23 protein-coding genes are annotated in these 24,059 nt (G+C 66.8%); 12 read left to right on the forward strand and 11 right to left on the reverse strand.

Annotated features, from left to right (window positions below):
* Together C1H84_RS07355 and C1H84_RS07360 are read right to left on the reverse strand one after the other, a co-directional pair.
* Positions 1-1,851: a bifunctional sugar phosphate isomerase/epimerase/4-hydroxyphenylpyruvate dioxygenase family protein gene (locus tag C1H84_RS07355; RefSeq protein WP_113606992.1), complete on the reverse strand. Its 1,851-nt coding sequence runs from the start codon at positions 1,849-1,851 to the stop codon at positions 1-3.
* Positions 1,851-2,723, reverse strand: coding sequence for a shikimate dehydrogenase (locus tag C1H84_RS07360; protein ID WP_047120103.1), 873 nt, complete (start codon positions 2,721-2,723; stop codon positions 1,851-1,853). Before C1H84_RS07360 ends, C1H84_RS07355 begins: the two co-directional genes overlap by 1 nt.
* Before the next feature lie 157 nt (positions 2,724-2,880).
* On the opposite strand from C1H84_RS07360, the gene C1H84_RS07365 reads away from it, so the two are divergent.
* Positions 2,881-4,215 (forward strand): MFS transporter, encoded by a 1,335-nt coding sequence (locus tag C1H84_RS07365; protein WP_113606993.1) that lies wholly within the window; start codon positions 2,881-2,883, stop codon positions 4,213-4,215.
* A gap of 84 nt (positions 4,216-4,299) precedes the next feature.
* On the opposite strand, the gene C1H84_RS07370 is transcribed toward C1H84_RS07365, so the two are convergent.
* Positions 4,300-5,058 (reverse strand): 3-hydroxybutyrate dehydrogenase, encoded by a 759-nt coding sequence (locus tag C1H84_RS07370; RefSeq protein WP_047120105.1) that lies wholly within the window; start codon positions 5,056-5,058, stop codon positions 4,300-4,302.
* The gene (mmsB, locus tag C1H84_RS07375) at positions 5,045-5,974 is read right to left on the reverse strand and encodes a 3-hydroxyisobutyrate dehydrogenase (RefSeq protein ID WP_053798794.1); all 930 of its coding nucleotides are present in this window, start codon (positions 5,972-5,974) and stop codon (positions 5,045-5,047) included. Before mmsB ends, C1H84_RS07370 begins: the two co-directional genes overlap by 14 nt.
* Before the next feature lie 146 nt (positions 5,975-6,120).
* Between mmsB and C1H84_RS07380 the strand changes: the two genes are divergently transcribed.
* Positions 6,121-7,053, forward strand: coding sequence for a LysR family transcriptional regulator (locus C1H84_RS07380; RefSeq protein WP_053798795.1), 933 nt, complete (start codon positions 6,121-6,123; stop codon positions 7,051-7,053).
* 91 nt (positions 7,054-7,144) lie between these two features.
* On the opposite strand, the gene C1H84_RS07385 is transcribed toward C1H84_RS07380, so the two are convergent.
* Both C1H84_RS07385 and C1H84_RS07390 read right to left on the reverse strand, forming a co-directional pair.
* Positions 7,145-8,533, reverse strand: coding sequence for an MFS transporter (locus C1H84_RS07385; RefSeq protein ID WP_425323562.1), 1,389 nt, complete (start codon positions 8,531-8,533; stop codon positions 7,145-7,147).
* Positions 8,534-8,766: 233 nt separating this feature from the next.
* Positions 8,767-9,690 (reverse strand): LysR substrate-binding domain-containing protein, encoded by a 924-nt coding sequence (locus C1H84_RS07390; RefSeq protein ID WP_113606994.1) that lies wholly within the window; start codon positions 9,688-9,690, stop codon positions 8,767-8,769.
* Positions 9,691-9,761: 71 nt separating this feature from the next.
* Here C1H84_RS07390 and C1H84_RS07395 point away from each other — a divergent pair, with 71 nt between their 5' ends.
* Positions 9,762-10,793, forward strand: a complete 1,032-nt coding sequence (locus C1H84_RS07395) for a YeiH family protein (RefSeq protein WP_113606995.1) — start codon at positions 9,762-9,764, stop codon at positions 10,791-10,793.
* A 9-nt stretch (positions 10,794-10,802) separates the two neighbouring features.
* Here C1H84_RS07395 and C1H84_RS07400 read toward each other — a convergent pair whose 3' ends face one another.
* Positions 10,803-11,207, reverse strand: a complete 405-nt coding sequence (locus tag C1H84_RS07400; RefSeq protein WP_047120111.1) for a VOC family protein — start codon at positions 11,205-11,207, stop codon at positions 10,803-10,805.
* Positions 11,208-11,405: 198 nt separating this feature from the next.
* On the opposite strand from C1H84_RS07400, the gene C1H84_RS07405 reads away from it, so the two are divergent.
* The gene (locus C1H84_RS07405; protein ID WP_047120112.1) at positions 11,406-12,113 is read left to right on the forward strand and encodes an NUDIX hydrolase; all 708 of its coding nucleotides are present in this window, start codon (positions 11,406-11,408) and stop codon (positions 12,111-12,113) included.
* 18 nt (positions 12,114-12,131) lie between these two features.
* On the opposite strand, the gene C1H84_RS07410 is transcribed toward C1H84_RS07405, so the two are convergent.
* Positions 12,132-13,268, reverse strand: a complete 1,137-nt coding sequence (locus tag C1H84_RS07410; protein ID WP_047120113.1) for an acyl-CoA dehydrogenase family protein — start codon at positions 13,266-13,268, stop codon at positions 12,132-12,134.
* A 316-nt stretch (positions 13,269-13,584) separates the two neighbouring features.
* Here C1H84_RS07410 and C1H84_RS07415 point away from each other — a divergent pair, with 316 nt between their 5' ends.
* From C1H84_RS07415 to C1H84_RS07425, 3 genes are read left to right on the forward strand one after another with little or no spacing between them, the layout of a single operon-like run.
* A complete protein-coding gene (locus tag C1H84_RS07415; protein ID WP_113606996.1) occupies positions 13,585-13,962 on the forward strand; it encodes a YidH family protein in 378 nt (125 codons plus the stop codon).
* Positions 13,963-13,966: 4 nt separating this feature from the next.
* Positions 13,967-14,296: a DUF202 domain-containing protein gene (locus C1H84_RS07420; protein ID WP_047120115.1), complete on the forward strand. Its 330-nt coding sequence runs from the start codon at positions 13,967-13,969 to the stop codon at positions 14,294-14,296.
* A gap of 1 nt (position 14,297) precedes the next feature.
* The gene (locus C1H84_RS07425) at positions 14,298-15,227 is read left to right on the forward strand and encodes a LysR substrate-binding domain-containing protein (RefSeq protein ID WP_113606997.1); all 930 of its coding nucleotides are present in this window, start codon (positions 14,298-14,300) and stop codon (positions 15,225-15,227) included.
* A gap of 57 nt (positions 15,228-15,284) precedes the next feature.
* Here the strand turns inward: C1H84_RS07425 and C1H84_RS07430 are convergent, their stop codons facing one another.
* The 3 genes from C1H84_RS07430 to C1H84_RS07440 form a co-directional block, all read right to left on the reverse strand.
* Complete coding sequence (locus tag C1H84_RS07430) at positions 15,285-16,622, reverse strand: MFS transporter (protein ID WP_113606998.1); 1,338 nt, start codon at positions 16,620-16,622, stop codon at positions 15,285-15,287.
* On the reverse strand, positions 16,619-17,659 hold the full coding sequence (locus C1H84_RS07435) for an MBL fold metallo-hydrolase (RefSeq protein ID WP_053798804.1): 1,041 nt from the start codon (positions 17,657-17,659) through the stop codon (positions 16,619-16,621). The genes C1H84_RS07430 and C1H84_RS07435 overlap by 4 nt, the downstream gene beginning before the upstream one ends.
* A 143-nt stretch (positions 17,660-17,802) precedes the next feature.
* Positions 17,803-18,186, reverse strand: a complete 384-nt coding sequence (locus C1H84_RS07440) for a winged helix-turn-helix transcriptional regulator (RefSeq protein WP_047120119.1) — start codon at positions 18,184-18,186, stop codon at positions 17,803-17,805.
* 81 nt (positions 18,187-18,267) lie between these two features.
* Here C1H84_RS07440 and C1H84_RS07445 point away from each other — a divergent pair, with 81 nt between their 5' ends.
* From C1H84_RS07445 to C1H84_RS07465, 5 genes are all read left to right on the forward strand, one after another.
* Positions 18,268-18,876, forward strand: a complete 609-nt coding sequence (locus C1H84_RS07445) for an NAD(P)-dependent oxidoreductase (protein WP_047120120.1) — start codon at positions 18,268-18,270, stop codon at positions 18,874-18,876.
* A gap of 148 nt (positions 18,877-19,024) precedes the next feature.
* Complete coding sequence (locus tag C1H84_RS07450; protein WP_113606999.1) at positions 19,025-20,686, forward strand: ABC transporter substrate-binding protein; 1,662 nt, start codon at positions 19,025-19,027, stop codon at positions 20,684-20,686.
* A gap of 7 nt (positions 20,687-20,693) precedes the next feature.
* Complete coding sequence (locus C1H84_RS07455; protein WP_053798808.1) at positions 20,694-21,626, forward strand: ABC transporter permease; 933 nt, start codon at positions 20,694-20,696, stop codon at positions 21,624-21,626.
* The gene (locus C1H84_RS07460; RefSeq protein ID WP_113607000.1) at positions 21,623-22,420 is read left to right on the forward strand and encodes an ABC transporter permease; all 798 of its coding nucleotides are present in this window, start codon (positions 21,623-21,625) and stop codon (positions 22,418-22,420) included. The genes C1H84_RS07455 and C1H84_RS07460 overlap by 4 nt, the downstream gene beginning before the upstream one ends.
* Positions 22,417-24,045: a dipeptide ABC transporter ATP-binding protein gene (locus tag C1H84_RS07465; protein WP_113607001.1), complete on the forward strand. Its 1,629-nt coding sequence runs from the start codon at positions 22,417-22,419 to the stop codon at positions 24,043-24,045. Before C1H84_RS07460 ends, C1H84_RS07465 begins: the two co-directional genes overlap by 4 nt.
* Positions 24,046-24,059: the final 14 nt, after the last annotated feature.

Below are 24,059 nucleotides of genomic sequence, written 5' to 3' on the forward strand. Positions count from 1 at the left end.
CTAGTGTCTGCTCCAGCGGTTGCGCTCGAATTGCGCGGCCAGCCGGATTGGGGCATTGGGCGCCCCGTACCCATCGTAACCATCGCGGCGCTCAACTACTTCAAAGAACATGTTTCCAATGGTCTCTGTGTAGAAATGCAGGAACTCCCCGTGCTCGTCCCGGTCGTACAGCAGGTTCAGCTCCTGCAAAGTCTGGAGCAGCTGCGGCTCCAGGTCGAAGCGCGCGGCGAGGTCCTCGTAGTAGTTGGCCGGGATGTGCAGGAAGTCCATGCCGTCGGCCACCGCGTTGCGGGCCAGGGTGATGATGTCCCCAGTGCGCACCGCGATGTGCTCGGGGTACTCGTGGTTCCTGTCGATGGCCTCTTCCAGCCCGTGCGGAACGATGTTCAGCGCCAACCTGACCGCATTGTCCCCGGTGGCCAGCACCTGCGAGCGGACCAGCCCCATGGGGCTGGGAACCTCGGTGCCGGGCAGCGCCTGGAGGTTGAGCACGCTGGTGTAGAACAGCACGGATTCGTCGAATGACTGCCAAGGCTGGGCGAGGTTCAGGTGGTCGATGCACTGGATCAGCGCGGGGTGCTCCGCCGCGGCTCCGGACTCGTGGACCCCGAATTCGGCTTCCCAGCCCCCGGCGTCCCCGGTGGCTCCGAAGAAGACCTCGGTGTTGTCCGGGGCGTTGAAGCCGGGCAGGTCCGCCTCGTTGCGCAGGTGCTGGCGCGGGACCGGGCGGGCCAGCAGCTGCACGGCGCGCTCGCCGGCCGCGGCGGGGTCCGGGACCTGCACCCCGAAGCCTGACACCGCGGCGGTGACCCCGCGGCTGCGTTGCGAGTTGATGATGATCCGCGCCCCGCCGGCGCTGAACAGCTGCACCGGCTTGCGCCGGTGCTGGCCGCGGAATTCGAAGCCCAGCTGGGCCAGCAGCCGGGCCACCGGTTCGGGGTCCTCGGTGCGGATTTCGGTGAAGTCGAAACCGTTGGCCTTCTGCCCGCCGGGCAGCGCCTGCAGTGCAAGAGCGGAGCCGATGCCCTGCGCATCGAGCAGCGCGGCGGTTTGGGACTGCAGCAGGTTCAGCGAGCGCAGCCCGTCCACCGCGGTGCGCTCGACATTCGACTGGCGGAAGACGTCGTTGAAGATTTCCAGCGAAATGATGCCGGCATAGCCCGAGCGGGCGATGGCGCCGAGGAACTCGTCCAGCTTGAATCCGCCCTGCCCCGGGAACACCCGGTAGTGCCGCGACCAGGACAGGATGTCCATGGACAGCACCGGGGCGTCGGCCAGCTGCACGAAGAAGATCTTCTCCCCCGGGATCTGCGCGATCGCCTCGGGGTCGTCCCCGCGCGAGAGGATGTGGAAGCTGTCCAGGCAGATGCCCACGTTCTCGCGGTCCACCTGGCGGGCGATCTCCCAGGAGTGCTGGTAGGTGTTCACGTATGTGCCCCAGGCCAGCGCCTCGTAGGCGATGCGGATCCCGTATCCGGCGGCCAGGTCCGCGAGCTGGCGGATCTGGGAGACGAACAGCTCGTCGTCGTTGATCGTGGCGGTGCCGACATTGGAGCACAGCAGCATCATGTCCATGCCCAGGCGCGTCATGAGCTTGAACTTCGCCTCCGCCCGGTGCAGATTCGCCTGCAGCAGCTGCGGCTCGACGCCTTCGAAGTCGCGGAAGGGCTGGAACAGGTCCAAGGTGAGCCCCAGTCGCGCGGCCAGCGCCCGGACCTCCTCCGGGGACATCGGGCTGACCAGAAGGTCCTGCTCGAAGATCTCGATGCCGTCGAATCCGGCCTTGGCGCAGGCGAGCATCTTCTCTTCCAGCGTGCCCGAGAGGCACACGGTGGCAATGGAGGTGCGCATTACAGGCCCGCCTCCAGCATTTCCAGCAGGTGTGCGCGCATGCGCGCGGCATCGGGCTTGATGCCGGTGAAGATCTCGAAGGAGTCCACGGCCTGGCCCACCGCCATGTGCCCGCCGTCAAGCACCCGGCAGCCGCGGTCGCGGGCTGCGAGGATCAGTTCGGTGTCGACCGGGCGGTAGATGCAGTCGGCTACCCAGTGGCGGGATTCGAGCCCGGCCAAATCCAGCGGCAGGCCCGGGTGGTGGTGCATGCCGATCGGGGTGGCGTTCAGCAGCCCGTCCGCCGCAGGCAGCAGCTCGGGAACCTGGTCAGGGGACGCCGCGGTGACCGTGGCTTCAGGGAAAAGCCGGTTCAATTCCGCGGCCCGCTGCCCAGCGCGCTGCGCGTCCGGGTCCACCAGGAACAGCTGCTCGGTTCCGGACGCCAGCAGCGCGTAGGCCACGGCGGATCCGGCGCCGCCGGCTCCCAGCTGCAGGACCTGTTGCTGGTTGGCTCCGGGCAGCCCTTCGGCGAAGCCGCGGCCGAATCCTGAGGCGTCGGTGTTGTAGCCGTGGAACTTCCCGTCGCGGATGACCACCGTATTCACCGCGCCGATGTCCCGCGCGTTCTGGGAGATCTCATCAAGGTGCTCCAGGACCAGCTGCTTGCACGGATGGGTGATGTTGAAGGCATTGAATCCGAGCTGCTCACCGGCCTTTAATAGAGCACCCACATCGCTGCCCGGGCGCTCCAGCACGGTGAGGTCGATGGGACGGTACAGGTAGCGCAGGCCCTGCGCATCAGCCTCCCGCTCGTGCATCCCGGGAGTCAGCGACGGCATCACCCCGTCGCCGATCAAGCCCACCAAATAGGATTCGGCAGTTGTACTCATCGCAGGTCCTCGCATTCAGTCATCGATGCAACAGGTATTGCTTCGTCTGTGATTTGCATCTACTCTAAACCAATGAACACATTCCGAACAAGTGGTCGCATAGCGAACATTTGTAGGAATGAGGCCAGAACATCGCCACCATCTAGGGAGTAACCCGATGACCACGACACCGAAGCCGTCGGCATCTGAAGACAACGGAGCCGGGCAGCGCACGCCGGTCAAGGCCGCGCTGGCCAGCTTCATGGGCAGCGCCGTCGAATACTACGACTTCTTCATCTTCGGCTCCGCCGCAGCCCTGATCTTCCCGCACATCTTCTTCCCCGACGCCGACACCAACGCCGCGGTCATGTCCCTGGCGACCTTCGGCTTCGCCTACATCGCCCGCCCCATCGGCGCGATCATCCTGGGCCACTTCGGCGACCGGATCGGACGCCAGAAGGTCTTGATGTTCACCCTGGTGCTCATGGGAGCCTCGACCTTCGCCATCGGCTGCCTGCCCACCTTCGACCAGGTCGGCTGGCTGGCCCCGATCCTGCTGGTGGTCGCCCGCCTGATGCAGGGCCTGTCCGCCGCCGGCGAGCAGGCCGGTGCCTCCTCCATGTCCCTGGAGCACGCCCCGGATCACCGGCGCAGCTTCTTCACCTCCTGGACCCTGACCGGCACCCAGGGCGGCCAGATCCTGGCGGCCTTGATCTTCATTCCGGTAGTGGCACTGCCGGACGAGATCAAGTTCGGCATCGGCTGGCGCATCCCGTTTTGGCTGTCCGCCGTGGTTGTTGTGGTCACCTTCTTCATCCGCCGCTCGCTGCATGAGACCCCTGAATTCGAGAAGGCCAAGAAGAACAACGAGATCGCCAAGCTGCCGCTGGCGGTGCTGCTGCGCTTCCATTGGAAGGACGTGCTGCGCGTGGTGCTGTGCGCGTTCATCGCCGCGGTGTCCACCGTGTATGGAACCCTGGCCATCTCCTACGGCAAGACCATTGGCAACATGGACGAGTCCATCACCCTGTGGCTGGTCGTGGCAGGCAATATCGGAGCACTGCTCACCCAACCGCTCTTCGGCATGCTGGCCGACAAGATCGGCCGCAAACCGGTCTTCATCTACGGCGCGCTGGCTTCCGCCGCGGTCATGCCCTTCTACCTGCGATCCATGGAAACCAGCAACACGCTGCTGCAGTTCGGGCTCTCGCTGCTGGTCTTCTCCTGCGCCTACGCGGCGGCCAACGCCGTATGGCCGAGCTTCTACGCGGAGATGTTCTCCTCCCAGGTGCGCTTCTCCGGCCTGGCCATCGGCACCCAGCTGGGCTTCCTGATGGCTGGCTTCGCCCCGTCCATCGTCGCCGCCCTGGGCGGACTGCAGCCCGGCGGCTGGGTGCAGATCAGCCTGTTCACCGCGGCCATCGCCCTGATCGCCTCGCTCTCCGCGCTGACCGCCCGCGAAACCTACCGCGTGCCGACCAGCCAGCTGGGGCACCACGTAGCAAAGGCATAAATACGGCCGAGAAACGACAGCGGGCAGGCGCCGGGAAGTCCATTCCCGGCACCTGCCCGCTGTTTGCCGCGGCGGGTTCAATGGCTATTGCGCCGTCCAGCCTCCGTCGATGGCGTAGCTGGCTCCGGTGGCCATCGCAGCACTGTCCCCCGCAAGCCAACCGGCCAGCGAAGCGACTTCCTCCGGCTCGATGAGCCGCTTGACCGCCATCTCGGTCAGCATGATCTTTTCCATCACTTCGGATTCGTCGATGCCGTGGGCCCTCGCCTGGTCGGCGATCTGCGCTTCGACCAGCGGGGTGCGCACATATCCGGGATTGATGCAGTTGCTCGTCACCCCGCGCTCCGCTCCTTCCAGCGCGGTCGCCTTCGACAGGCCCTCCAGTCCGTGCTTGGCCGACACGTAGGCGCTCTTGAACGCGCTGGCGCGCAGGCCATGGGCGGAGGAGATGTTGATGATGCGCCCGAACCCCCGCTCATACATCCCCGGCAGCGCCGCGCGGATCAGCAGGAACGGCGCTTCGAGCATCAATCGGTGGATCAGGCGCCAATGATCGGGTTGGTATTCATGGATCGGTCCCACCCGCTGCACCCCGGCATTGTTGACCAGGATGTCGGCGTCGAGGGACAGCTCCTCCAGCCCCGAGGTGTCGGACAGGTCCACCACCCAGGCTTCCCCTCCGACCTCGGCCGCCGCATTCCGCGCCGCCTGCTCGTCCAGGTCCGCCACCACGACGCGGACTCCCTGGGCGGAGAGCTCGCGGGCGCAGGCCAGCCCGATGCCTCCCGCGCCGCCGGTGACTACCGCCCGGCGCACGGTGCGCCGGGTGTCACCGGCTTGCATGCTCTGCCGCTCCGTAGCCGCGCACCTGCCCGCCGGGCACCAGGTTCTTAACGATCAGCGAGCAGTCCTTGTCTTCCAGTCCTTCGGAGATCAGCTCGTCGAAGTGCTTGCTGACCAGTTCCGCGGCGGGAAGCGAGATGCCTGACGTGGTTCCCGCATCCAGCGCCAGCCCTACGTCCTTGCGCGCCAGGTCCACGCGGAAGGTCGCGTCAAAGTTGTTGTTCGCCGCGGCGGTCTCGACGATGCCGGGAACCGGGTACCAGGTCTGCTGCGCCCACGAACGGCCTGAGGATACCGACACGATCTCCCAGAACACTTGCGGATCGAGCCCCAGCTTCTCGGCCAGCTGCGATCCCTCGGCGCTGGCCATGAGGTCGATGAACAGCATCATGTTGTTGCAGATCTTCGCCGCGATGCCCATGGACGGGCCGCCGGCGACGATGGCTCGCGCTGACATCGGCGCCACCAGTTCGCTGGCCCGTTCCATGAGTTCCGGCGCCCCGCCCAGCATGATGGCCAGAGATCCGGCCGCCGCTCCCGAGATGCCTCCGGAAACCGGGGCGTCGACGAACTTCAGGCCGCGGGCCGCGGATTGCTCGTGGATGTAGCGGGAGGTCTCGATGTCCACGGTGGAACAGTCAAGCAGCATCATCGAGTCGGTGGCATGGGCCCAGATGCCTTCGGGGCCCTCGTAAACCGCACGGACGTGCTGGCCCTTGGGCAGCATGGTGATCACCGCATCCGCCCCCTCCAGTGCCTTGGCCACGGAATCGACGAGGAGCACACCGGCTCCCGCCGCCGCGGCGCGGGCCTGCTCGTTCAGGTCGACGCCGCGCACCTCGTGCCCGGCGGCGACCAGGTTCGCCGACATGGGTCCGCCCATGTTCCCCAGTCCGATCCATGCATATACGCTCATTGTGCTGTTCCTTCCACGCGCCGACAGGTGCTTGATAATTCGGGTAATCCCGGATATGGCCAGCGTAGGTGCGCCACATCACTTCCTCAATGCACAAAGACCCGAGAAAATTGCAACACCGCTGTGCGCTGGCGCACACTGGGAGCATGCAGCGTCCCATCGATTACCACCATCTCGAGTCCCTGATCGCCTTCCTGACCGTCGCCCGGCTGGGCAGGTACACGGCGGCCGCCAACGTGCTCGGGGTGAACCACTCCACGATTTCCCGGCGCATCGCCTCGCTGCAGCAGGCCATGGGCGGACGGCTGCTGACCCGCTCGGCGCAGGGGTGGGAACTGACCGACCTCGGGCGGCGCGCCATGGCCTCGGCCGAGGCCATCGAACGGGCCGTCGCCGCCATCGGCTCCGCCGACGAGCCTGGACAGGTGACCGGCCACGTGCGCGTCGCCGCACCGGACGCCTTCAGCGCCCATCTGGCCGCGCCGACCCTCGCGAAGCTGCACGAGATCCACCCGCAGCTACTGTTCGACCTGGTCTCGGAAACCACGCGGGCACGCCAGGGCCGCACCGGCATGGACCTGGAAATCGTCATCGGCCAGCCCCAGGTGCGACGCGCGGTCTCCCATCTGCTGCTGAAATACGAGCTGCGGCTCTACGCCACTAAAAGGTACCTGGACCTGCATGGGACCCCCGGGAAACTGGAAGACCTGCGCGAGCATGCGCTGAACTACTACATCGACACCGCGCTGACGGTGGACAAGCTCGACGATGCCACCAGCGGGCTGCCGCCCATGCGCCGAGCCATCTCGTCCAACAGCATCGCGGTGCAGTACTCGGCGACCATGGGCCATGGCGGCATCGGCCTGCTGCCAACATTCCTCAGCCGGCACTACGAGGCACTGGTTCCGGTGCTCCACGACCAGTTCACCTACGAATCGGAATACTGGCTGGTCGGGCGTGAGGAAGCGCTGCGCAATCCGGCGGTGCAGCTCACCGCCACGGCGCTGCACGAGGCCGCCGAGCGCGGGGACTGGCATTTGGCGCCCTTCGCCCCGGTGTCCTCCGCGGCCAATTCCTGAAGGGACACCACAGCCGGGCCGGTGCCGTTTAACTGCCAGAGTGCCGCTCCCCGGTGCGGGATGCGGCACTCTGGCAGTAGCGGCCTGACAGCTAGCGCGTCAGCTTGCTTTCGGAGTCCAGCACCTCGGTGGACAGGCCGTTGCTGATGCGGTCCTGCTCGTCGATGTCGCCGAGGTCCACTCCCTTGGATTCACGAAGGAAGTAGACGGCAACCAGCGTCACCAGCGCGGCGAAGACGATGTATCCGGCTACCGGCACCCAGCTTCCGGACGCCCGCAGCAGGGCCGCCGCGATGATCGGAGCCATCGACCCGGCGACGATGGAGGTGACCTGGTAGCCGAGCGACACCCCGGAGTAGCGCATGCGGGTCGGGAACATCTCAGCCATGATCGCCGGCTGCCCCGCGTACATCAGCGCATGCACTGCGAGTCCTGCAACGATGGCCAGCAGGATGATCGCGTCGTTGCGGGTGTTGAACATCGGGAAGGCGACCACAGCCCAAACGATCATCAATCCGGCGCCGGCGGCGTAGACCGGGCGGCGGCCCAGGGTATCGGTGAAGCGTCCAACCAGCGGAACCACGATGGCGTGGAAGACGTGGGCCAGCAGCATCAGGGTGAGGATGTTGGAGGTCTGCATGTCCAGCTGCACGCTCATGTAGGTGATGGAGAAGGTCACCACCATGTAATAGAGGATGTTTTCCGCGAAGCGCAGGCCCATGGCGGTGAACACCCCGCGTGGGTAGCGCTTGAACACTTCGGCCACGCCGTAGCCTGCCGCGGCATTGGCTTCCATTTCGGCCTTGGCCTCGTGGAAGATCGGCGCGTCGGAGACCTTCGTGCGGATGTAGTAACCAACGCCCACGATCACTACAGAGAGCCAGAAACCCACGCGCCAGCCCCATGCGAGGAATGCCTCGTCGCTGAGGGTGAAGGACAGCACCAGCAGCACAATGGTCGCCAGCAGGTTGCCGATCGGCACCGCTGCCTGCGGCCATGAAGCCCAGAATCCTCGCTCGCGGTTGGGCGCGTGCTCGGCCACCAGGAGCACGGCGCCGCCCCACTCGCCGCCAACGGCGAAGCCCTGCAGGAAGCGCAGGACGATCAACAGGATCGGGGCCGCGTAGCCGATCATGTCGTAGGTGGGCAGGCAGCCCATGAGGAACGTGGTCACGCCGACCAGGATGATGGCCACCTGGAGCAGGTGCTTGCGACCGTACTTGTCGCCGAAGTGGCCGAAGACGATGCCGCCGATCGGCCGGGCGATGAATCCCACCGCATAGGTGAGGAATGCCTTGATGATGTTGTCCAGGTCGTTGCCCGAGTCGGGGAAGAAGACCTTGTTGAACACCAAGGTGGCCGCGGTCGCGTAGAGGAAGAATTCGTACCACTCGACGATAGTGCCCGCCATCGATGCCGCGACGACCCGTCGCAGCCCCTTGCGTTCGGTTTTATCAGAAATTCCCGATGCCACTGCCAATCCTTCCGATGCCGCAGGTCCCCCATTGGACCCGTCCCGTAGCACCCGAGTATGTCGCAGCTCACACTGCTTTGAAAGGTTTACCAGTCTTGTTCGAGGGGCCGATTGCGCACACCAAGCGTGCATTGTTGCACAGCGGACCCCGCAGCATGCGCCCGTCACTGCACGGGCTTGCTTCCATCGAACAGCGGCTGCGGCCGAGGTTATCCGAGGTCAGCCTCCCTCTTGGAGGGTTAGGACGCGGATTCCGCGGCGATTTCCAGCAGCGCCTGCTCGGCGGCGCCGGGGACGTGGTCCACCGACCAGATCGCCCGCAGCTCGCGGACCAGCGCCGGGCCGTCGAAGGGGATCTCCACCAGCGTCCCGAGCTTCAGCTGGCTTTCCACGGCCAGCTGGCTGAGCACCGCCGGGCCCATGCCGGCGGCCGCGCATTGGCAGATGGTGGCGTTGCTATTGAACTCGGCCAGCGGCTTAGGGCGGTCGGCATGGGAAATGTAGTCGAGGAAGGCCCGGGTCCCGGAACCCGCTTCCCGTTCGATCAACGCGGTGTTCTGCAGCTCGTGCAGGGTCAGTGCGCCGCCTCGTTGCGCCCACGGGTGGTCCGGCGCGGTGACGATCAGCATTTCGTCGCTGTAGACCTGCTGACTTCTGAGCCCCATGGGGATGTGCGGCGTCTCGACGAAACCGAATTCCAGCTCGCCCTCCCGGACCGACTGGATCACGTCCTGCGAGTTCATGATCCGCATTCTCGGCTTCACCAACGGCATCTTGCGGTGCAGCGCCCCGATCCAGCTGGGCGCCAGGTACTCCGCCACGGTCATGCTGGCCCCGAAATCCAGCTCGCTCTGGCCCGGGTCTGCCAGGGACCGCGCGCCGGCGGCGAAGGTCTGCAGGCATTCGAGCACTTCGCGCGCCCACTGGACGGTGAGCACGCCTTCCGGAGTCAGAGTCGACCCCGTGGTCTTGCGATCCACCAGCTGGTATCCGAGCCGGCGTTCGAGGGTTTTCAAGGCGCGCGAGGCATTCGGTTGGGCGATGCCGGCTGCCCGGGCTCCGGCGCTGAGGCTGCCGTGGTCGGCGATGCCGACCAGCAGGGAAAGCGAGGAGAACTGGATCCAGTGCGCAATGCTGTTCAGTGATGACGGGTCTTGATCCATATCAAGAGCATATGCCTCCAATAGCCACGGGACGAATACCGCCGAAACCGTGACGGGAGAAGACTGAAAACATGCAATCGACAGACCAGACACAGACATCTTCCCCGACATCAACCCGCGCAACGCTGCGCACCCTGTTCCCCGGACTGGCGGTCTGCCTGTTGGCCGGGGCCCTGTGCATGGTCATCAGCCGATTCCTCGACGGAGTCAGCGCACTGCTGCTGGCCATCGTGCTCGGCGCGCTGTGGCGAAACATCGTTCCGGTTCCCACGGCCCTGGAACCAGGCATCGCCGTCTCCGGCAAAAAGCTGCTGCGCCTGGGCATCGTCCTGCTCGGTCTGCAGCTGTCCCTGGGTACCATCCTGGGGCTGGGCCCCGGGGTGCTGCTGGTGGTTTTCCTCTCCGTCGGAGTGACCTTCTTCGCCACCTTGTGGATCGGCTCCCGGCTGGGCATGGATCTGCCGCAACGGCTGCTGATCGCCGCCGGGTTCTCCATCTGCGGCGCGGCCGCGGTGGCTGGGGCAGAGAACGTGGTGCGGGCCAAGCAGAGCGAAGTCGCCACGGCCGTCGGACTGGTGGTGCTCTTCGGAACCCTCATGATCCCTGCCATGCCTGCGCTCGGCGCGCTGCTGCAAATGGATGAGCGCAGCATCGGCATGCTGGTGGGCGCTTCGACCCACGAGGTCGCGCACGTCGTGGCGGCCGGCGGGTCGGTGGGAGCGGCCGCCCTCGAGGTGGCGGTGACCGTCAAGCTCGCCCGCGTGGTGCTTCTGGCGCCGATCATCGCCGGCGTGGGCATGTTCATGCGCCGCCGCCACGCGGTAACCGGCGGCAAGAACCCGCCGCTGGTGCCGCTGTTCGTGCTCGGATTCATCGCGGCGATGCTGCTGCGCACCAGCGGAATTGTTCCCGTCTGGGCCCTTGACGCAGGCCAGATGCTGCAGACCCTGCTGCTCTCGTCAGCCATGTTCGCTTTGGGGCTCGGAGTCCACCTGCGCAGTATCGTGAAAACCGGCGGCAAGTCGTTGCTGCTGGGACTGCTGGCCACGATAGTCATCACGGTTGTTTCGGTGCTCGGAACCCTCGCCTTCCCGCCGCAGTAGTCCCGCCGCTCACTGGGATGGTTGTTCGTAGCCGATCAGCCATGTCAGGCCGAAGCGGTCGAGGACCTGGCCGTCGCAGGCGCCCCAGGGCTTGGCGGCCAGCGGGTCGAGGACCCGGCCTCCCTCGGCCAGCGCCTCGAACCACCCGTGCAGCACGGGTGGTTCCGCAGCGCCCAGCAAGGAGAGCATGGCGCCCTGGATCTGCACCGGGTTCTCGTCCGGCGCCGCATCGGCCGCACCCAGCGTCACGTTCCCGCTGAGCATTCCATGGGCGATCGCCGTGGGCGGCCCGTCGCTCCGGTTGAACTCCGCATAGGAGTACAGGGCCAGCTCGCCGCCGAACACCCCTGCATAGAAATTCAAGGCTTCCCGCGCCGTACCGGGGAAAAGGACATAGAGCTGCGGACCCTTCACGCGAGTTCCTTCTTTCAGCAGACGTCAGGCCACCGAGGCCCCGAGGTACGCCGGGAACGCAGAGGCCCCGGCGTGCGTCACACTCTATGCAAGCAGCAGCGTAGTGGCAAGGAATCCTGCAGCGATAGCCGGGCTCGATGACGCCTGAACGTGCATACCGTTGGCTCAGCACGGCAAATACAGGACATACTGGGGTTCATGACGACGAAGCCCATTTTAGATCCGGCCGTAGAAGTTCCCATCCGACGCGCCGCCAGCGTGCTGTTGCTACGCGCAGCGGACACCGGGTTCGAGGTGTTCATCCAGCACCGGGTCAGCACCATGGACTTTGCCGCGGGTATGGTCGTCTACCCCGGAGGCCGGGTCGACGCGCAGGACGCTCAGCTGGTGCGCAGCGGAGCCCTCGATGCGCGGCTGCTCGCCGAACAGGCTCAGCGCTGGAAGCACTCCACCGTCTGGGACGAGGGTGAGCAGCAGGCCTCCTTCCACGCCGGGGAAATGCTGGCGGCCGCCCGCCGCGAGGTATTCGAGGAAACCGGTCTGCTGCTGGATCCCGAACAGCTGCTTCCCTGGGCGAACTGGGTCACCCCGGTGGGCTATCCCAAGCGCTTCGATACCTACTTCTTCATCGCGGTGCTGCGCGAGGACCAGGAACCACGCCACCAGACCTCCGAAGCGGCGATCTCCAATTGGATCCATCCCGAAGCGCTGTTCGCGGCGCTGGAGCGCAAGGAAATCAAGATGATGCGCCCCACCCAGCGCACCTTGCTGGATGCCATGGAGCTGGGGTCCATCGCTGCGTTGCGGAGTTTCGACCGGGAGATCATCCCGGTGCATCCCACCGGGAAGGACACCAATACCTCCACCCCGGTTCTCGATGTCGAGCTGCGCCCGCGGCACGACTGAGCCGCGGGCGCCCGGCAGCTACTTGTCGACCAGGCCGCGGCCCACGATCAGCGACATGATCTCGTTGGTGCCTTCCAGGATCTGGTGCACCCGCAGGTCGCGGACGATCTTCTCCAGACCGTAGTCGCTGAGGTAGCCGTAGCCGCCGTGCAGCTGGATGGCGCTGTTCGCGGCCTCGAAACCTGCATCCGTGGCGACCTTCTTGGCCATGGCGCACAGCCTGACCCGGTCAGGCGCCTTCGCGTCCAGCGCGGCGGCGGCCCTGCGCAGCAGCGACCTGGCGGCTTCCAGCCCCATGTCCATCTCGGCCAGCTTGAAGACCAGCGCCTCCTGGCGGGTCAGCGGCCCGCCGAAAGCCTGGCGTTCCTTGAGGTATGCCGCGGACTGCTCCAGTGCATGCTGCCCGCCGCCCAGCGAACAGGCAGCGATATTCAGCCGTCCGCCGTTCAGCGCCTGCATGGCCATGGAGAATCCCTGGCCTTCGGCGCCGAGCAGGTTGCCGGCCGGGATGCGCACGCCGTCCATGATGACCTGCCGGGTGGGCTGCGCCTTCCAGCCCATCTTCTTCTCGTTCGGGCCGAAGCTCAGCCCTGCGCTGTCCCCCGGAACCAGGAAGGCGCTGATGCCGCGCGAGCCGGTGTCCTCGGTGCGCGCCATGACGATGTAGAGCGCCGAGGTGCCGGCTCCTGAAATGAACTGTTTGACCCCGCTGAGCACGTACTCATCCCCGTCCCGGCGCGCGCGGGTGGTCAGCGCCGCGGCGTCCGAACCGATCCCGGGTTCGGTCAGGCAATAGGAGCCAAGGTTCTGCATGGTGGTCATCTCGGGCAACCAGTGGGCGCGCTGCTCGGTGGTTCCAAAACTGTCGATCATCCACACCACCATGTTGTGGATGGAAATGTACGCTGAAATCGTCGGGCAGGCCTTGGCCAGTTCCTCGAACACCAGGATCGCGTCGCTGCGGGTCAGCGCCGAACCGCCGAACTCCTCGCCGGCGTAGATTCCGCCCATGCCCAGCTGGCCTGCTTCGGCCAGCACGTCGACGGGGAAATGCTGGCGCTCATCCCAGTCCAGTGCATTCGGGGCGATCCGGGTGGTGGCGAAATCGCGGACCATTTCCGCGAGCGCCTTCTGGTCTTCAGTAAGTTCGAGCATGTTTGGCTCCTGACTCAAGCAGGCGTCATCGGTGTGGACGCCCGACCGCTACATATGTGACTCACACTACACCGATTCGGGTCCTCGGCGCGGGCTGGCGCCCACGGTTTCGCGCACCGCCGAACACACGGGAATTCCGCGGAATTCCACGGCCCGGCAAGCCGTCGCAAACATGATTTCGAAGGGGTTTTGGACGTAGTCTTGGAAGAGCAGTAAACCCCGCGGCGGCCAGTGTCGGCACGGGGTCGGATCTGAAGATTTTCCGCGGCCAGCACCGGCGTTTTCCGGTCGGAGGCCGCCGCGCGCAAGGATGCCCATGACCCAGAATGACCGCAGCAAACTCGCCCGGACGCTGTTGCCCGAAGGCAGCGAGCCCGATCCGCGGTTCACGCTGGCCAACGAACGCACCTTTCTGGCCTGGATCCGCACCTCGCTGGCATTCCTGGCCGGAGGCATCGCCCTGGAGGCGTTCACCGTCGGGGCGTTCCCGGGGCCGGTGCGCACCGTGCTGGCGTTTTTCGTCATCGGGGTGGGCATGCTCATCGCCCTGGGCGCCGGCGTGCGCTGGGTCCGGGTCGAACGCAGCATGCGCACCGGGAAGCCGCTGCCGCTGCCCGCCATCGTGCCGCTGCTCAGCCTGGGCGCGATTGCCGGGGCCATTGCCGCGCTCGCCATGGTCCTGGTGGGAAAGTAGCGGAATGAAACAGGATTTCCCGGTCACCGACCCGGGCCTGCAGCCCGAACGCACCGTCATGGCCTGGGCGCGCACGCTGGTGTCATTCCTCGTGGTCAGCGGCGTGTTCCTGCGCTGGGCTCCGCACTACGGCACCGGGGTGCTGGTCCTGGTGGGCATCGCGGTCTGCGCCGCCGGCGGCATCTACCTCTCGCAGCGCCGCCGCTATTCGAGGATGGCCCACGGCGTGAAGAACGAACGCATCCACGCGGACGTGGTGGCGGTGCTGGTGATGACCGGCGCGATGCTCGCCCTGGGCGGCAGCGCCATCGTGCTGGTGGCGGCGGGGCTCTGAGATGGTCAACTACACGCTGCGCCAGCTGCAGTACTTCGTCGCGGTCGCCGAGGCCGGCTCGCTGTCCGCGGCGGCCGTGGCCTGCCACATCTCCCAGGCCGCGATGAGCCAGTCCATGGCGGAACTTGAACGCGTGGTCGGCAGCCAGCTGCTGGTGCGCAGCCGGGCCCGCGGCGTGGTGCTCACCGCGGTGGGCACCGAGTTCCTCCACGATGCCCGCTCGCTGGTGCGCCATGCCGAGGAGATCCAAGGCCAGATCATGGAGCGCCAGTCGGCGCTCGCCGGCCCGCTGGTCATCGGCTGCTATTCCTCGCTGGCCGCCTTCTGGGTCCCGGTGATCTGCGAGCGGTTCACCGCACCGAACCCGGGGTTGCAGGTGAAGATCATCGAGGGCGATGCCGCGCAGCTGCAGCAACGCATGCTGCAGGGACACCTGGATGTCGTGCTGACCCACACCCGGCACCTGCTGGAGGACGTGGAGCACCGGGTGGTGATGTCCGGGCGCCCCTACGTGCTGGTCGCCGCCTCGCATCGCTTCGCCGAGCGCGGTTCGGTGAAGCTGGCCGAACTGGCCGAGGACGACTTCGTCTCCCTGGATCTGCCTACGGTGCGCGACAACCAGCTGGTGAACCTGCGTTTATCTGGCTTGGATCCGAAGATCCGCTGGAGCTCGCAGAGCTTCGAGGCGGTGCGCGGCATGGTGGCCCGCGGGCTGGGCTACACCGTGCTGGTGCAGCGCCCGCCGGTGAACGTGAGCTACGACGGGCTGCCGCTGGCGATGCTGGAGATCGACGGACCGGTGGGCTACAGCGACATCTGCGTGGCCTACACCGCGACCAAGCGCCCCAGCCTGCGGCTTCGGGCATTCCTGGATTTCTGCGAACAGGTCGGCGCCGAACGCGACAGCCGGGCCGCCCAGGAGAATTCCTGAACGACCCGGCTGATTCGGGGTGCTGGCGGCGATGTCCCTTGACGGGGCGCCGCGCCCCTAGATGTCCTGCGCTTCCAGGTCGGCGTCCTTGCCTTCCTTCATGCCACGCATGGCCAGCGCGGCGATGATGAATGTCGCGGCCCAGACCACGCCGACCAGCCACAGGTTGCCTCCGGCGACCAGCACCAGGCCCGCAACGATCATCGGGGTGAAGCCGGCGCCCACGGTGGAGGAGAGCTGGTAGACCAGCGAGGCTCCGGTGTAGCGGATGCGGGTCGGGAACAGCTCGGCGGTGAATGCGCCGAAGGGTCCGAAGATGCTGGCCTGGATAATGCCGTTGGCGATGAACAGGGCAATGGCGAAGATCCACAGCTGCCCCAGTTCCAGCATGAACATGATCGGCAGGGCCAGCAGCGCACCGGCCAGGATGCCGACCATCATGACCGGGCGGCGGCCGTACTTGTCCGAGTAGCGGGCGGCGAACCAGATGCCCACCACGGTCAGCGCGGCGCCAATCGCCTTGATGTTCAGCACGCTGGTGCGGTCCATGCCCAGGTCGTCGACCACGAAGGAGATGGCCCAGACGGTCATCAGGCCCTGCACGGTGTAGGAGCTCATGCCCACCAAGGTGCCGCGGACGACGGACTTCGGGTAGCGGGTGAGCACTTCGCGGATCGGGGTCTTGCGCTCCTCGGCCTTCTGCTCCAGGGACAGGAACAGCGGGGACTCAGTGACCTTCAGGCGGATGACCAGGCCGATGCCGACCAGCGCGATGCTCAGGATGAACGGAATGCGCCAGCCCCAGGCCAGGAACTGCTCGTTGGGCAGCAGCGAGACCGCGGAGACTGCCAGGGTGGCCAGGACCGCGCCGGCCGGGCCGCCCATGTTGGCGAAGCTCGCCGCGAAGCCGCGGCGCTCCTTCGGCGCGTGCTCCAGGGCCATGAGCATCGCTCCGCCCCATTCGCCGCCGACCGCCAGGCCTTGCACCACACGAAGGATGATCAGCGCGATGGGGGCGAGCATGCCCACCTGCGCGGTGGGAGGAAGCAGGCCGATGAGGGTCGAAGCGCCGCCCATCATGGCCATCGAGGTGATCAGCACGCCCTTGCGGCCGATCTTGTCGCCGAAGTGGCCGAACACGATGCCGCCCAGCGGGCGGGCCAGGTAGCCCACGGCCAGCGTGGCGAAGGAGGCGAAGATCGCGACGCCCGGGGTGAGGTTGGTGAAGAAGATCTTGTTGAACACCAGCGACGCCGCGGTGGCATACAAGATGAAATCGTAGAATTCGATGGCGCTGCCCAAAAAGCTCGAAGCCAGGATGCGCCGCATTTCAGGCGACGAAAGGCTGGGAACTCGCAGGCCCGGGTCTTGCTCGTGCTTCACAGTGTTACTCATGCTACTGCCATTTCAGAGGTCTTGCGGGCGAAGGAGATGACGTCCAGATCATTGGGGATGAGGAATCTGCCGGAGAACTGGCCGGCGTGTGCATGCCAGACCGAATCCGGGGTGGTTCCGGGAACCAGGTGGTGCAGCGCGAGGGTGGCCGCGCCGGCGCGTTCGGCGATGTCGATCGCCTGCAGCGCCGAGGTGTGGGACCGGCGGTGGTGGTCCATGGAGGCCTCGGCCTCCTCGGTGCCCAGCGAGCCGTAGGCGCGCTCGACCCAGTCGAAGTCGATGGCTTCGTGCAGCAGCAGGTCGGTGCCGCGGGCCAGCCGCACCAGGTTCTCGCAGGGCGCGGTGTCCCCGGAGATGGTCACCGAGCCTTCGGCCGTGTCGAAGCGGAAGGCGAAAGCCGGAGCGATCGGCGGGTGCTCGACCAGCGTGGCGGTCACCGTGACCAGCTCGTCCCGGTAGATCTCGAAGGGCTCGAAGTCCTGCGGGGTCGGGTTCTGGTTCGGGTGGTATCCCCCGGCGGCAGGGATCTTGATGTCGCTGGCCTGGAAGTAGTCCAGCGGCGAGGGACGCAGGGCATCGATCACGCGGTCGTTCAGGTCCGTGGCATAGGCCTGCATCAGCGCGAAGAACATCGACGCGGTGCCGGGGGTGGGGTTTGCCGGGAACAGCGGCTGCGGGGCCACGACGGCGCGCGGCGAGACCGGTGGAAGCTCGCCGCGGTCGCCTGGGCCGATGATCCGCACCGGCTGCTTGCCGCGGGCCATGGTGAACAGGCCGAAGATCGCCAGCGACGCCAGGTCGATGGTGTGGTCCGAGTGCAGGTGGGTGAGGAAGATGCCGCGCAGGTCCCCGGGGGTGAACCCCGCCTTCATCAGTTGGTTGCCCACGCCGGTTCCTGCGTCGACCAGGTATACCGCGGAGCCGACGACCACCGCGGTGGCGATGCCCGAGCGGCGTCCGGCGTTCTCACCGGTCCACCAGCGCGGTCCGCCGGCGGTCCCCAGGGTGACAACGCGGGGGGAGAGATGTTCGGACACGGGATTTGCCCTTTCACGTTCTGACTGATGACTCTTTCAATCATCGTGAGGACGGTTACATTCGTAAAACTGTTTTTATCTACCAAGAACCATAGTTTTACTTATGAAGTGGGCTGTGGGTCCGAAATTGCGGCGATCCTGGGCTACAGGGTGGCATCGTCCCGGGTGCGGTCGAACTCCTCGCGGGCGCGCAGGACGCTGGGCACATGTTCCTGCGACCAGAGCCGGATGGTCTCCATGGGACCCAGCAGGCTGCGGCCCAGGTCACTGAGTTCGTAGTCCACGCGCACCGGCACCTGGGCGGTGACGGTGCGCAGCAGCAGGCCGTCGCGCTCGAGGGTGCGCAGCGTGCTGGTCAGCACCTTGGGGGTCACCGAACCGATGCGTTGGCGTAACGCGGAGAAACGTTGCGGCCCTCCGGCGAGCGCGAGCAGCACCAGCGGAGTCCACTTGTCGCCCAGTCGCTGCATGATTTCACGCGAGGGGCAGCCCTGCACGAACACGTTGAAATCCCGGTCGCTTTCCATGGGGAAACCTAGTTTCGTTGTAGTAGCCAGTATCTAAAAGATACCATTGAGCTGAATTCACCAGCAACGAAAGGACTCTCCATGAAGATCGCAGTCTACGGAGCCACCGGCATGGTCGGCAGCCAGATCATCGCCGAGGCCGCCACCCGCGGCCACGAGCTCACCGCGGTCACCCGCTCGGGCAAGGAAGTTGACGGAGCCACCGCCGTGGCCGCCGACCTTGGCAACACCTCGACCTACCGCCAGCTGGGCAAGGAAAACGACGTCATCGTCATTGCCGTGCCGCCATCGCGCACCGGCGGGGACCACCAGGACTACCTGGACGCCTTCGAGGAAATCACCGAGACCCTGACCGACGCCCGGCTGATCGTGGTCGGCGGCGCCGGCGCGACCGAGGTCGACGGCGTGCGTCTGGTCGACACCGACGGCTTCCCGGAAGAGTACAAGGCCGAGGCCCTGACCTGCGCGGAGGTCTACGACATGTTCACCTCGGTCTCCGGCATCACCTGGACCGTGGCCGCCCCGGCACCGGTTATCGCCCCGGGCTCCCGCACCGGCAGCTACACCCTGGGCACCGATTCGCCGGCCGGCGACTTCGTCTCCACTCAGGACTTCGCCGTGGCGATCTTGGACGAGATCGAGACCCCGGCGCATGCTAACCGCCGCATGACCGTGGCCAGCGAAAAGTAGTTCGCGGCCGCGACCGCCTGCCGCCCCGGGGTGTGAACTGGATCGCATTGGCCGGTTCACCCGTCACCAGAAGTGTCGCCGATAGGCCCGGGTGGCTAGGGTGGTAGATGGTCATCTCCCATCCACTTAATGAGGTAAGTTTCAGCCCATGCAAAGAAACCAGCGCGCCCGCCGCCTGCTCTCCAGCGCCGCGGCCCTCGGCATCGCATCGATCGTCCTGGCCGGATGCTCCTCCACAGCGGGAACCGAGTCCACCCAGGACGCCACCCCGGTGGCCGGCGGCACCCTGGTCTACGCCTCCGGCGACGCGGAGCCAAGCTGCCTGGACCCTCACGTCGGCGGAAACTACCCGCAGGCCCTGGTGGCCAGCCAATACTTGGAGTCCCTGTTCACCAAGGACTCCGAAGGCAAGATCATCCCATGGCTGGCCGAATCCACCGAGGTCTCCGAGGACGGGCTGACCCGCACCATCACCCTGCGCGAGGGCATCAGCTTCACCGACGGCACCAAGCTGACCGCCGAGGCCATCAAGGCCAATATCGAGCACCTGCAGGACCCGGACACCGCCTCCTCCACCGGCTACCTGGCCGTGGGCAAGGTGGACCAGATCAAGGTCGTCGACGAGCGCACCGCCGAGCTGAAGCTCTCCGCCCCGGACAACGCGCTGCTCGAATCGCTGTCCATGCCGTGGACCGCCATCCAATCCCCCACCGCGCTGGAGCGCGACCAGGCCACCAACTGCGCCTCCCCGGTGGGCACCGGACCGTTCAAGGTCGAATCCTGGGAGCACCAGCAGGCGGTGAACCTGGTGCGCAACGAGGACTACGTGCCGCCGGTGGCCGATGCTTCCCGCACGCAGCCCACCGCCTACCTAGACGGCATCACCTGGCGCTTCATCCCCGAAGCCGCCACCCGCTACGCGGCGCTGGCCTCCGGCGAGGTCGACGTGATCGACAACGCCCAGCCTGACACCATCGCCACCGCCGCGCAGGGCGGCCCGCTGGGCCATCTGGACGCCCCGCGTCCGGGCGCCTCCAACCGCATCGAGCTGAACAGCTCCAAGGCCCCGTTCAACGATGCCAAGGTGCGCGAGGCGTTCATCCGCTCGGTGGACGTCAACGCCGGCATCACCTCGCTGTTCTTCGACACCGCCAAGCGCAGCTACTCGCTGCTCTCCAGCGTGGAACCACTGGGCATCTCCGATCAATCGCTGTTCACCACGGATCCGGCCAAGGCCAATTCCCTGCTCGACGAGGCAGGCTGGACCGAGCGCGACTCGGCCGGCTACCGCTCCAAGGACGGCAAGCGCCTGTCAGTGGTCTTCCCGGTATCCACCAACCAGTCGGTCCCGGCCGAGCAGTCGCTCTTCGAGCAGTTCCAGGCTTCGGCGAAGGCCGTGGGCTTCGAAGTGAAGATTCAGCTGCTGGACCTGTCCAGCTGGTACGGCGCGCTGGCCGAGCACAACTACGACCTGGTCTCCGCCCCGTACACCAAGGTCGGCCCGTCCGTGCTGCGCATCCTCTACCACTCCGACTCCACCGTCCCGGCCCCCTCCGGCTACTTCGCCAACAACGCCCAGGTCAAGAACCCTGCACTGGACAAGCTGCTGACCGACGCCGAGCAGACCAACGACGAGGCGCAGCGCGCGGACCTCTACGCCCAGGCGCAGAAGATGGTGCTGGAAGGCTACTACGTGCTGCCGCTGTACGACCAGCAGAACCACTTCCTGTACGGTGCGCAGGTCAAGAACATGGGAGCCACCACTTCGGTGTCCTCCCCGGTCTACACCGACGTGTTCCTGGCCGAGTAGCACGCGAATGGGAACACTCGGCTGGGCCGTCCGGAAGATCGGCGGGGCGCTGGTGGTGCTGTGGCTGGTGGCCACCGCCATCTTCATCGGCATCCGCCTGATCCCCGGCGACCCGGCCGAAGCCATCATGGGCGGGCCCGGCTCCCAGGCCTCGGCCGAGGCGCTGGCCGCCGCCCGCGCCGAGTTCGGCCTGGACCAGCCGGTGCCCGTGCAGTACCTGATGTTCCTGGGCAAGCTGGCCCAGCTGGACTTCGGCACCTCCTACGCACTCAAACGCCCGGTGACCGAGGTGATGGCCGAGGTGCTGCCCAAGACCATCACCCTGGCCCTGCTGGCGCTGGCAGCCGCCTGGCTGCTGGCGCTGCTCTTCGCCGCGCTGGCCATGCGGGCCAACCGCTTCGGCGCCTGGCTTGGCAGCATGGTGGAGATCGTAGCAGCCGCCGTCCCGCACTTCTGGCTCGGCGCGGTGCTGATCATGGTTTTCTCCTCCGCCCTGGGCTGGCTGCCTGCGGTGGACAACGGCACCGGCGCCGGACTGGTGCTGCCGGTGCTGACCCTGGCGCTGCCGCTGGCCGGATTCCTCACCCAGCTGATGCGCGACTCCCTGGCCACTGCGATGTCCAGCCAGTTCGCGCTGGCGGCCCGGGCCCGCGGCGAAAGCCGGCTGGCGGTCTTCTGGCGCCACGGCCTGCGCCATGCCTCGCTGCCGGCGCTGAACCTGACAGGATGGGCGTTTTCCTCCCTGCTGTCCGGCGCGGTGGTGGTCGAGGTGATCTTCGCCCGCCCCGGGCTGGGACGCTCGCTGCTCTCCGCGGTGCTGGCCCGCGACATCCCCATGGTCACCGGCCTGGCGCTGTTTTCCGCGCTGGTCTACATCCTGGTCATGGCACTCACCGAAGCAGTGGAGCGCGCCATCGACCCGGCGGGAGCCGCCTCATGAGCCGGCTGTCAAAGATCCTCGCCTGGCTGTTCATCGCGTTCTGGGCGCTGACCGCCTTGGCCCCGCAGCTGATCGCTCCAGGCGACCCGCTGGCCATCAACCCGGCGCAGGCATTCCAGGCTCCGGGCTCCGAGCACGTGTTCGGCACCGACGAATCCGGGCGGGACATCTACACCCGCGTCATCCACGGCGCCGGAGACTCGCTGTTCATCGGTCTGGCCGCCACCGCCGTGGGCATGGGTCTGGCCATCGTACTGGGCACCCTGGCCGCCATGGCGCCGCGCTGGCTGGACGGCATCATCCTGCGGGTGCTCGAAGCACTGTACTCCATCCCCTCGCTGCTGCTGGCGCTGCTGATCATCGCGTTCACCGGCCCCGGCGTGGGACCTGCCATCATTGCGGTGGGCTTGTCCACCGCACCGGGCTACGCGCGGCTGGTGCGCAGCCAGATCCGTACGCTGAAGAATTCCGAAATGCTCGAAGCTGCCACCGTGCTGGGCCGCGGCACCTGGCTGAAGATCCGCAACCACCTGGTGCCCAACGCACTCAAGCCGCTGCTCGCCCTGGTCACCCTGGGTATCGGCCAGGCCGTCATCTGGGCCGCGGCGTTGTCCTTCCTGGGGCTGGGAACTCCCCCGCCGGCACCCGAATGGGGCGCGATGCTCTCGGCGGGGCGCACCTACCTGCACCTGGCGTGGTGGATGAGCTTGTTCCCGGGTCTGGCCATCGTGGTAGTGGCCGCCGGCGCCACCCTGATCGGCCGAGCCCTGGGCGGAAAGGCCAGAACCATATGAGCACCGAGTCCCACCCTTCCCGGCAGGAGCCCGCACCGCTGCTCACGGTCTCCAACCTCTCGGTCAGCTTCGGCGCCGACGTTGCGGTGCAGGACGTCTCCTTCACCCTGTCCGCGGGACGCGCCCTGGCGCTGGTCGGCGAGTCCGGGTCGGGCAAGTCAGTGACCGCGCGCAGCCTGCTGGGGCTGTCCGGCGGAACCGTCACCGCCAAGACGCTGCGGATCTGCGGCCACGACGGCCTGGCGCTGCGCGACCGGGAATGGCAGGGCATTCGCGGCAACGCGGTGTCCATGATCCTGCAGGACGCGCTGACGGCGCTGGACCCGTTGCGCCCGGTGGGCCGGGAAATCGGCGACGCGTTGAAGGTCCACGGCTCGAACTCCCGCGCCGAGCGCCACGCCAGGGTCATCGAGATCCTTCAGCGGGTGCATATGCCGGATCCCGAACTGCGCGCGCGGCAGCGTTCCACCGAACTGTCCGGCGGCATGCGCCAACGCGCGCTGATCGCCCAGGCGCTGATCGGCAACCCGCAGGTGGTCATTGCCGATGAGGCGACCACCGCGCTGGATTCGAAACTGGCCGCCCTGGTGCTGGAGCAGCTGCGCGAGCTGAAGGAACAGGGCCGCGCGGTGCTGATGATCAGCCACGACCTGGCCCAGGTCGCTCACCTTGCCGATGAGATCGCGGTGATGCGCCGCGGGAAGATCGTGGAGCACGGGACCGCCGCCCGGGTGCTGGAAGATCCGCAGCACGAGTACACGCGCACGCTGCTGCGGGCGGTTCCCTCTGGAATCCCGCGCTTTGTCCCGCTCTCCGCTTCCTCGGCTCACGCCGCGCCCGCGGCCGCTGCCGTCAATGCCGAGGACCCGACGCTGGCGTTGCGCGCGCACAATCTGGGTAAGTCCTTCGGCAGCCACCAGGCCGTGGACTCGGTGTCCTTCGAGCTGCCCCGCGGCACCACGCTGGGCATCGTGGGAGAATCCGGGTCCGGGAAAACCACCACCGCACGCATCGTGCTGGGACTGCAAAAACCCGACTCCGGGCAGGTCCAGCTGCTGGGCCGAGACTTCGCCCCGGGCAAGGAATCCGAGCGCCGGGAGCTGCGCCGTGCCATGGGCGCGATCTACCAGAACCCGCTGGGCTCCTTCGACCCCCGCTACACGGCAGGCCAGCTGCTTACCGATGCCCTGAGCGAGGGCAAGTCCAAGCGCGCGGACGGCGGATACCGCGATGGGGTGGAGCAGCTGCTGGAGCAGGTGGAACTTGATCCCGCGCTCGCCTCGCGCAACCCGCGCGAGTTGTCCGGCGGCCAGCGCCAGCGCCTGGCCATCGCCCGGGCGTTGGCTCCCAAACCCGCGGTGCTGGTGCTCGACGAGCCGGTATCCGCCCTGGACGTGTCGATCCAGGCGACGGTGCTTGACCTGCTGGACCGCATCCAGCAGGAAACGGGAACCAGCTACCTGTTCATTTCCCACGACCTGTCGGTCATCGAGCACATGAGCGACCGGGTCGCGGTGATGACCCGGGGGCGGATCGTGGAGCAGGCAGATACCGCGCAGATCTTCGGGGACCCTCAGCATGAGTACACCAAGTCACTGCTCTCGGCAATGCCGCGGCTTCGCTAGCGGGTTTCCGGCCG

The sequence above is a fragment of the Glutamicibacter soli genome (assembly GCF_003309065.1).
GTDB lineage: Bacteria > Actinomycetota > Actinomycetes > Actinomycetales > Micrococcaceae > Glutamicibacter > Glutamicibacter soli.

Excerpts from the sequence above, each read along its gene's own strand:
- C1H84_RS07355 (WP_113606992.1), bottom strand. The coding sequence starts at position 1,851 with ATGCGCACCTCCATTGCCACCGTGTGCCTCTCGGGCACGCTGGAAGAG.
- C1H84_RS07360 (WP_047120103.1), bottom strand. The coding sequence starts at position 2,723 with ATGAGTACAACTGCCGAATCCTATTTGGTGGGCTTGATCGGCGACGGG.
- C1H84_RS07365 (WP_113606993.1), top strand. The coding sequence starts at position 2,881 with ATGACCACGACACCGAAGCCGTCGGCATCTGAAGACAACGGAGCCGGG.
- C1H84_RS07370 (WP_047120105.1), bottom strand. The coding sequence starts at position 5,058 with ATGCAAGCCGGTGACACCCGGCGCACCGTGCGCCGGGCGGTAGTCACC.
- mmsB (WP_053798794.1), bottom strand. The coding sequence starts at position 5,974 with ATGAGCGTATATGCATGGATCGGACTGGGGAACATGGGCGGACCCATG.
- C1H84_RS07380 (WP_053798795.1), top strand. The coding sequence starts at position 6,121 with ATGCAGCGTCCCATCGATTACCACCATCTCGAGTCCCTGATCGCCTTC.
- C1H84_RS07390 (WP_113606994.1), bottom strand. The coding sequence starts at position 9,690 with ATGGATCAAGACCCGTCATCACTGAACAGCATTGCGCACTGGATCCAG.
- C1H84_RS07395 (WP_113606995.1), top strand. The coding sequence starts at position 9,762 with ATGCAATCGACAGACCAGACACAGACATCTTCCCCGACATCAACCCGC.
- C1H84_RS07405 (WP_047120112.1), top strand. The coding sequence starts at position 11,406 with ATGACGACGAAGCCCATTTTAGATCCGGCCGTAGAAGTTCCCATCCGA.
- C1H84_RS07410 (WP_047120113.1), bottom strand. The coding sequence starts at position 13,268 with ATGCTCGAACTTACTGAAGACCAGAAGGCGCTCGCGGAAATGGTCCGC.
- C1H84_RS07415 (WP_113606996.1), top strand. The coding sequence starts at position 13,585 with ATGACCCAGAATGACCGCAGCAAACTCGCCCGGACGCTGTTGCCCGAA.
- C1H84_RS07420 (WP_047120115.1), top strand. The coding sequence starts at position 13,967 with ATGAAACAGGATTTCCCGGTCACCGACCCGGGCCTGCAGCCCGAACGC.
- C1H84_RS07425 (WP_113606997.1), top strand. The coding sequence starts at position 14,298 with ATGGTCAACTACACGCTGCGCCAGCTGCAGTACTTCGTCGCGGTCGCC.
- C1H84_RS07430 (WP_113606998.1), bottom strand. The coding sequence starts at position 16,622 with ATGAGTAACACTGTGAAGCACGAGCAAGACCCGGGCCTGCGAGTTCCC.
- C1H84_RS07440 (WP_047120119.1), bottom strand. The coding sequence starts at position 18,186 with ATGGAAAGCGACCGGGATTTCAACGTGTTCGTGCAGGGCTGCCCCTCG.
- C1H84_RS07445 (WP_047120120.1), top strand. The coding sequence starts at position 18,268 with ATGAAGATCGCAGTCTACGGAGCCACCGGCATGGTCGGCAGCCAGATC.
- C1H84_RS07450 (WP_113606999.1), top strand. The coding sequence starts at position 19,025 with ATGCAAAGAAACCAGCGCGCCCGCCGCCTGCTCTCCAGCGCCGCGGCC.
- C1H84_RS07455 (WP_053798808.1), top strand. The coding sequence starts at position 20,694 with ATGGGAACACTCGGCTGGGCCGTCCGGAAGATCGGCGGGGCGCTGGTG.
- C1H84_RS07460 (WP_113607000.1), top strand. The coding sequence starts at position 21,623 with ATGAGCCGGCTGTCAAAGATCCTCGCCTGGCTGTTCATCGCGTTCTGG.
- C1H84_RS07465 (WP_113607001.1), top strand. The coding sequence starts at position 22,417 with ATGAGCACCGAGTCCCACCCTTCCCGGCAGGAGCCCGCACCGCTGCTC.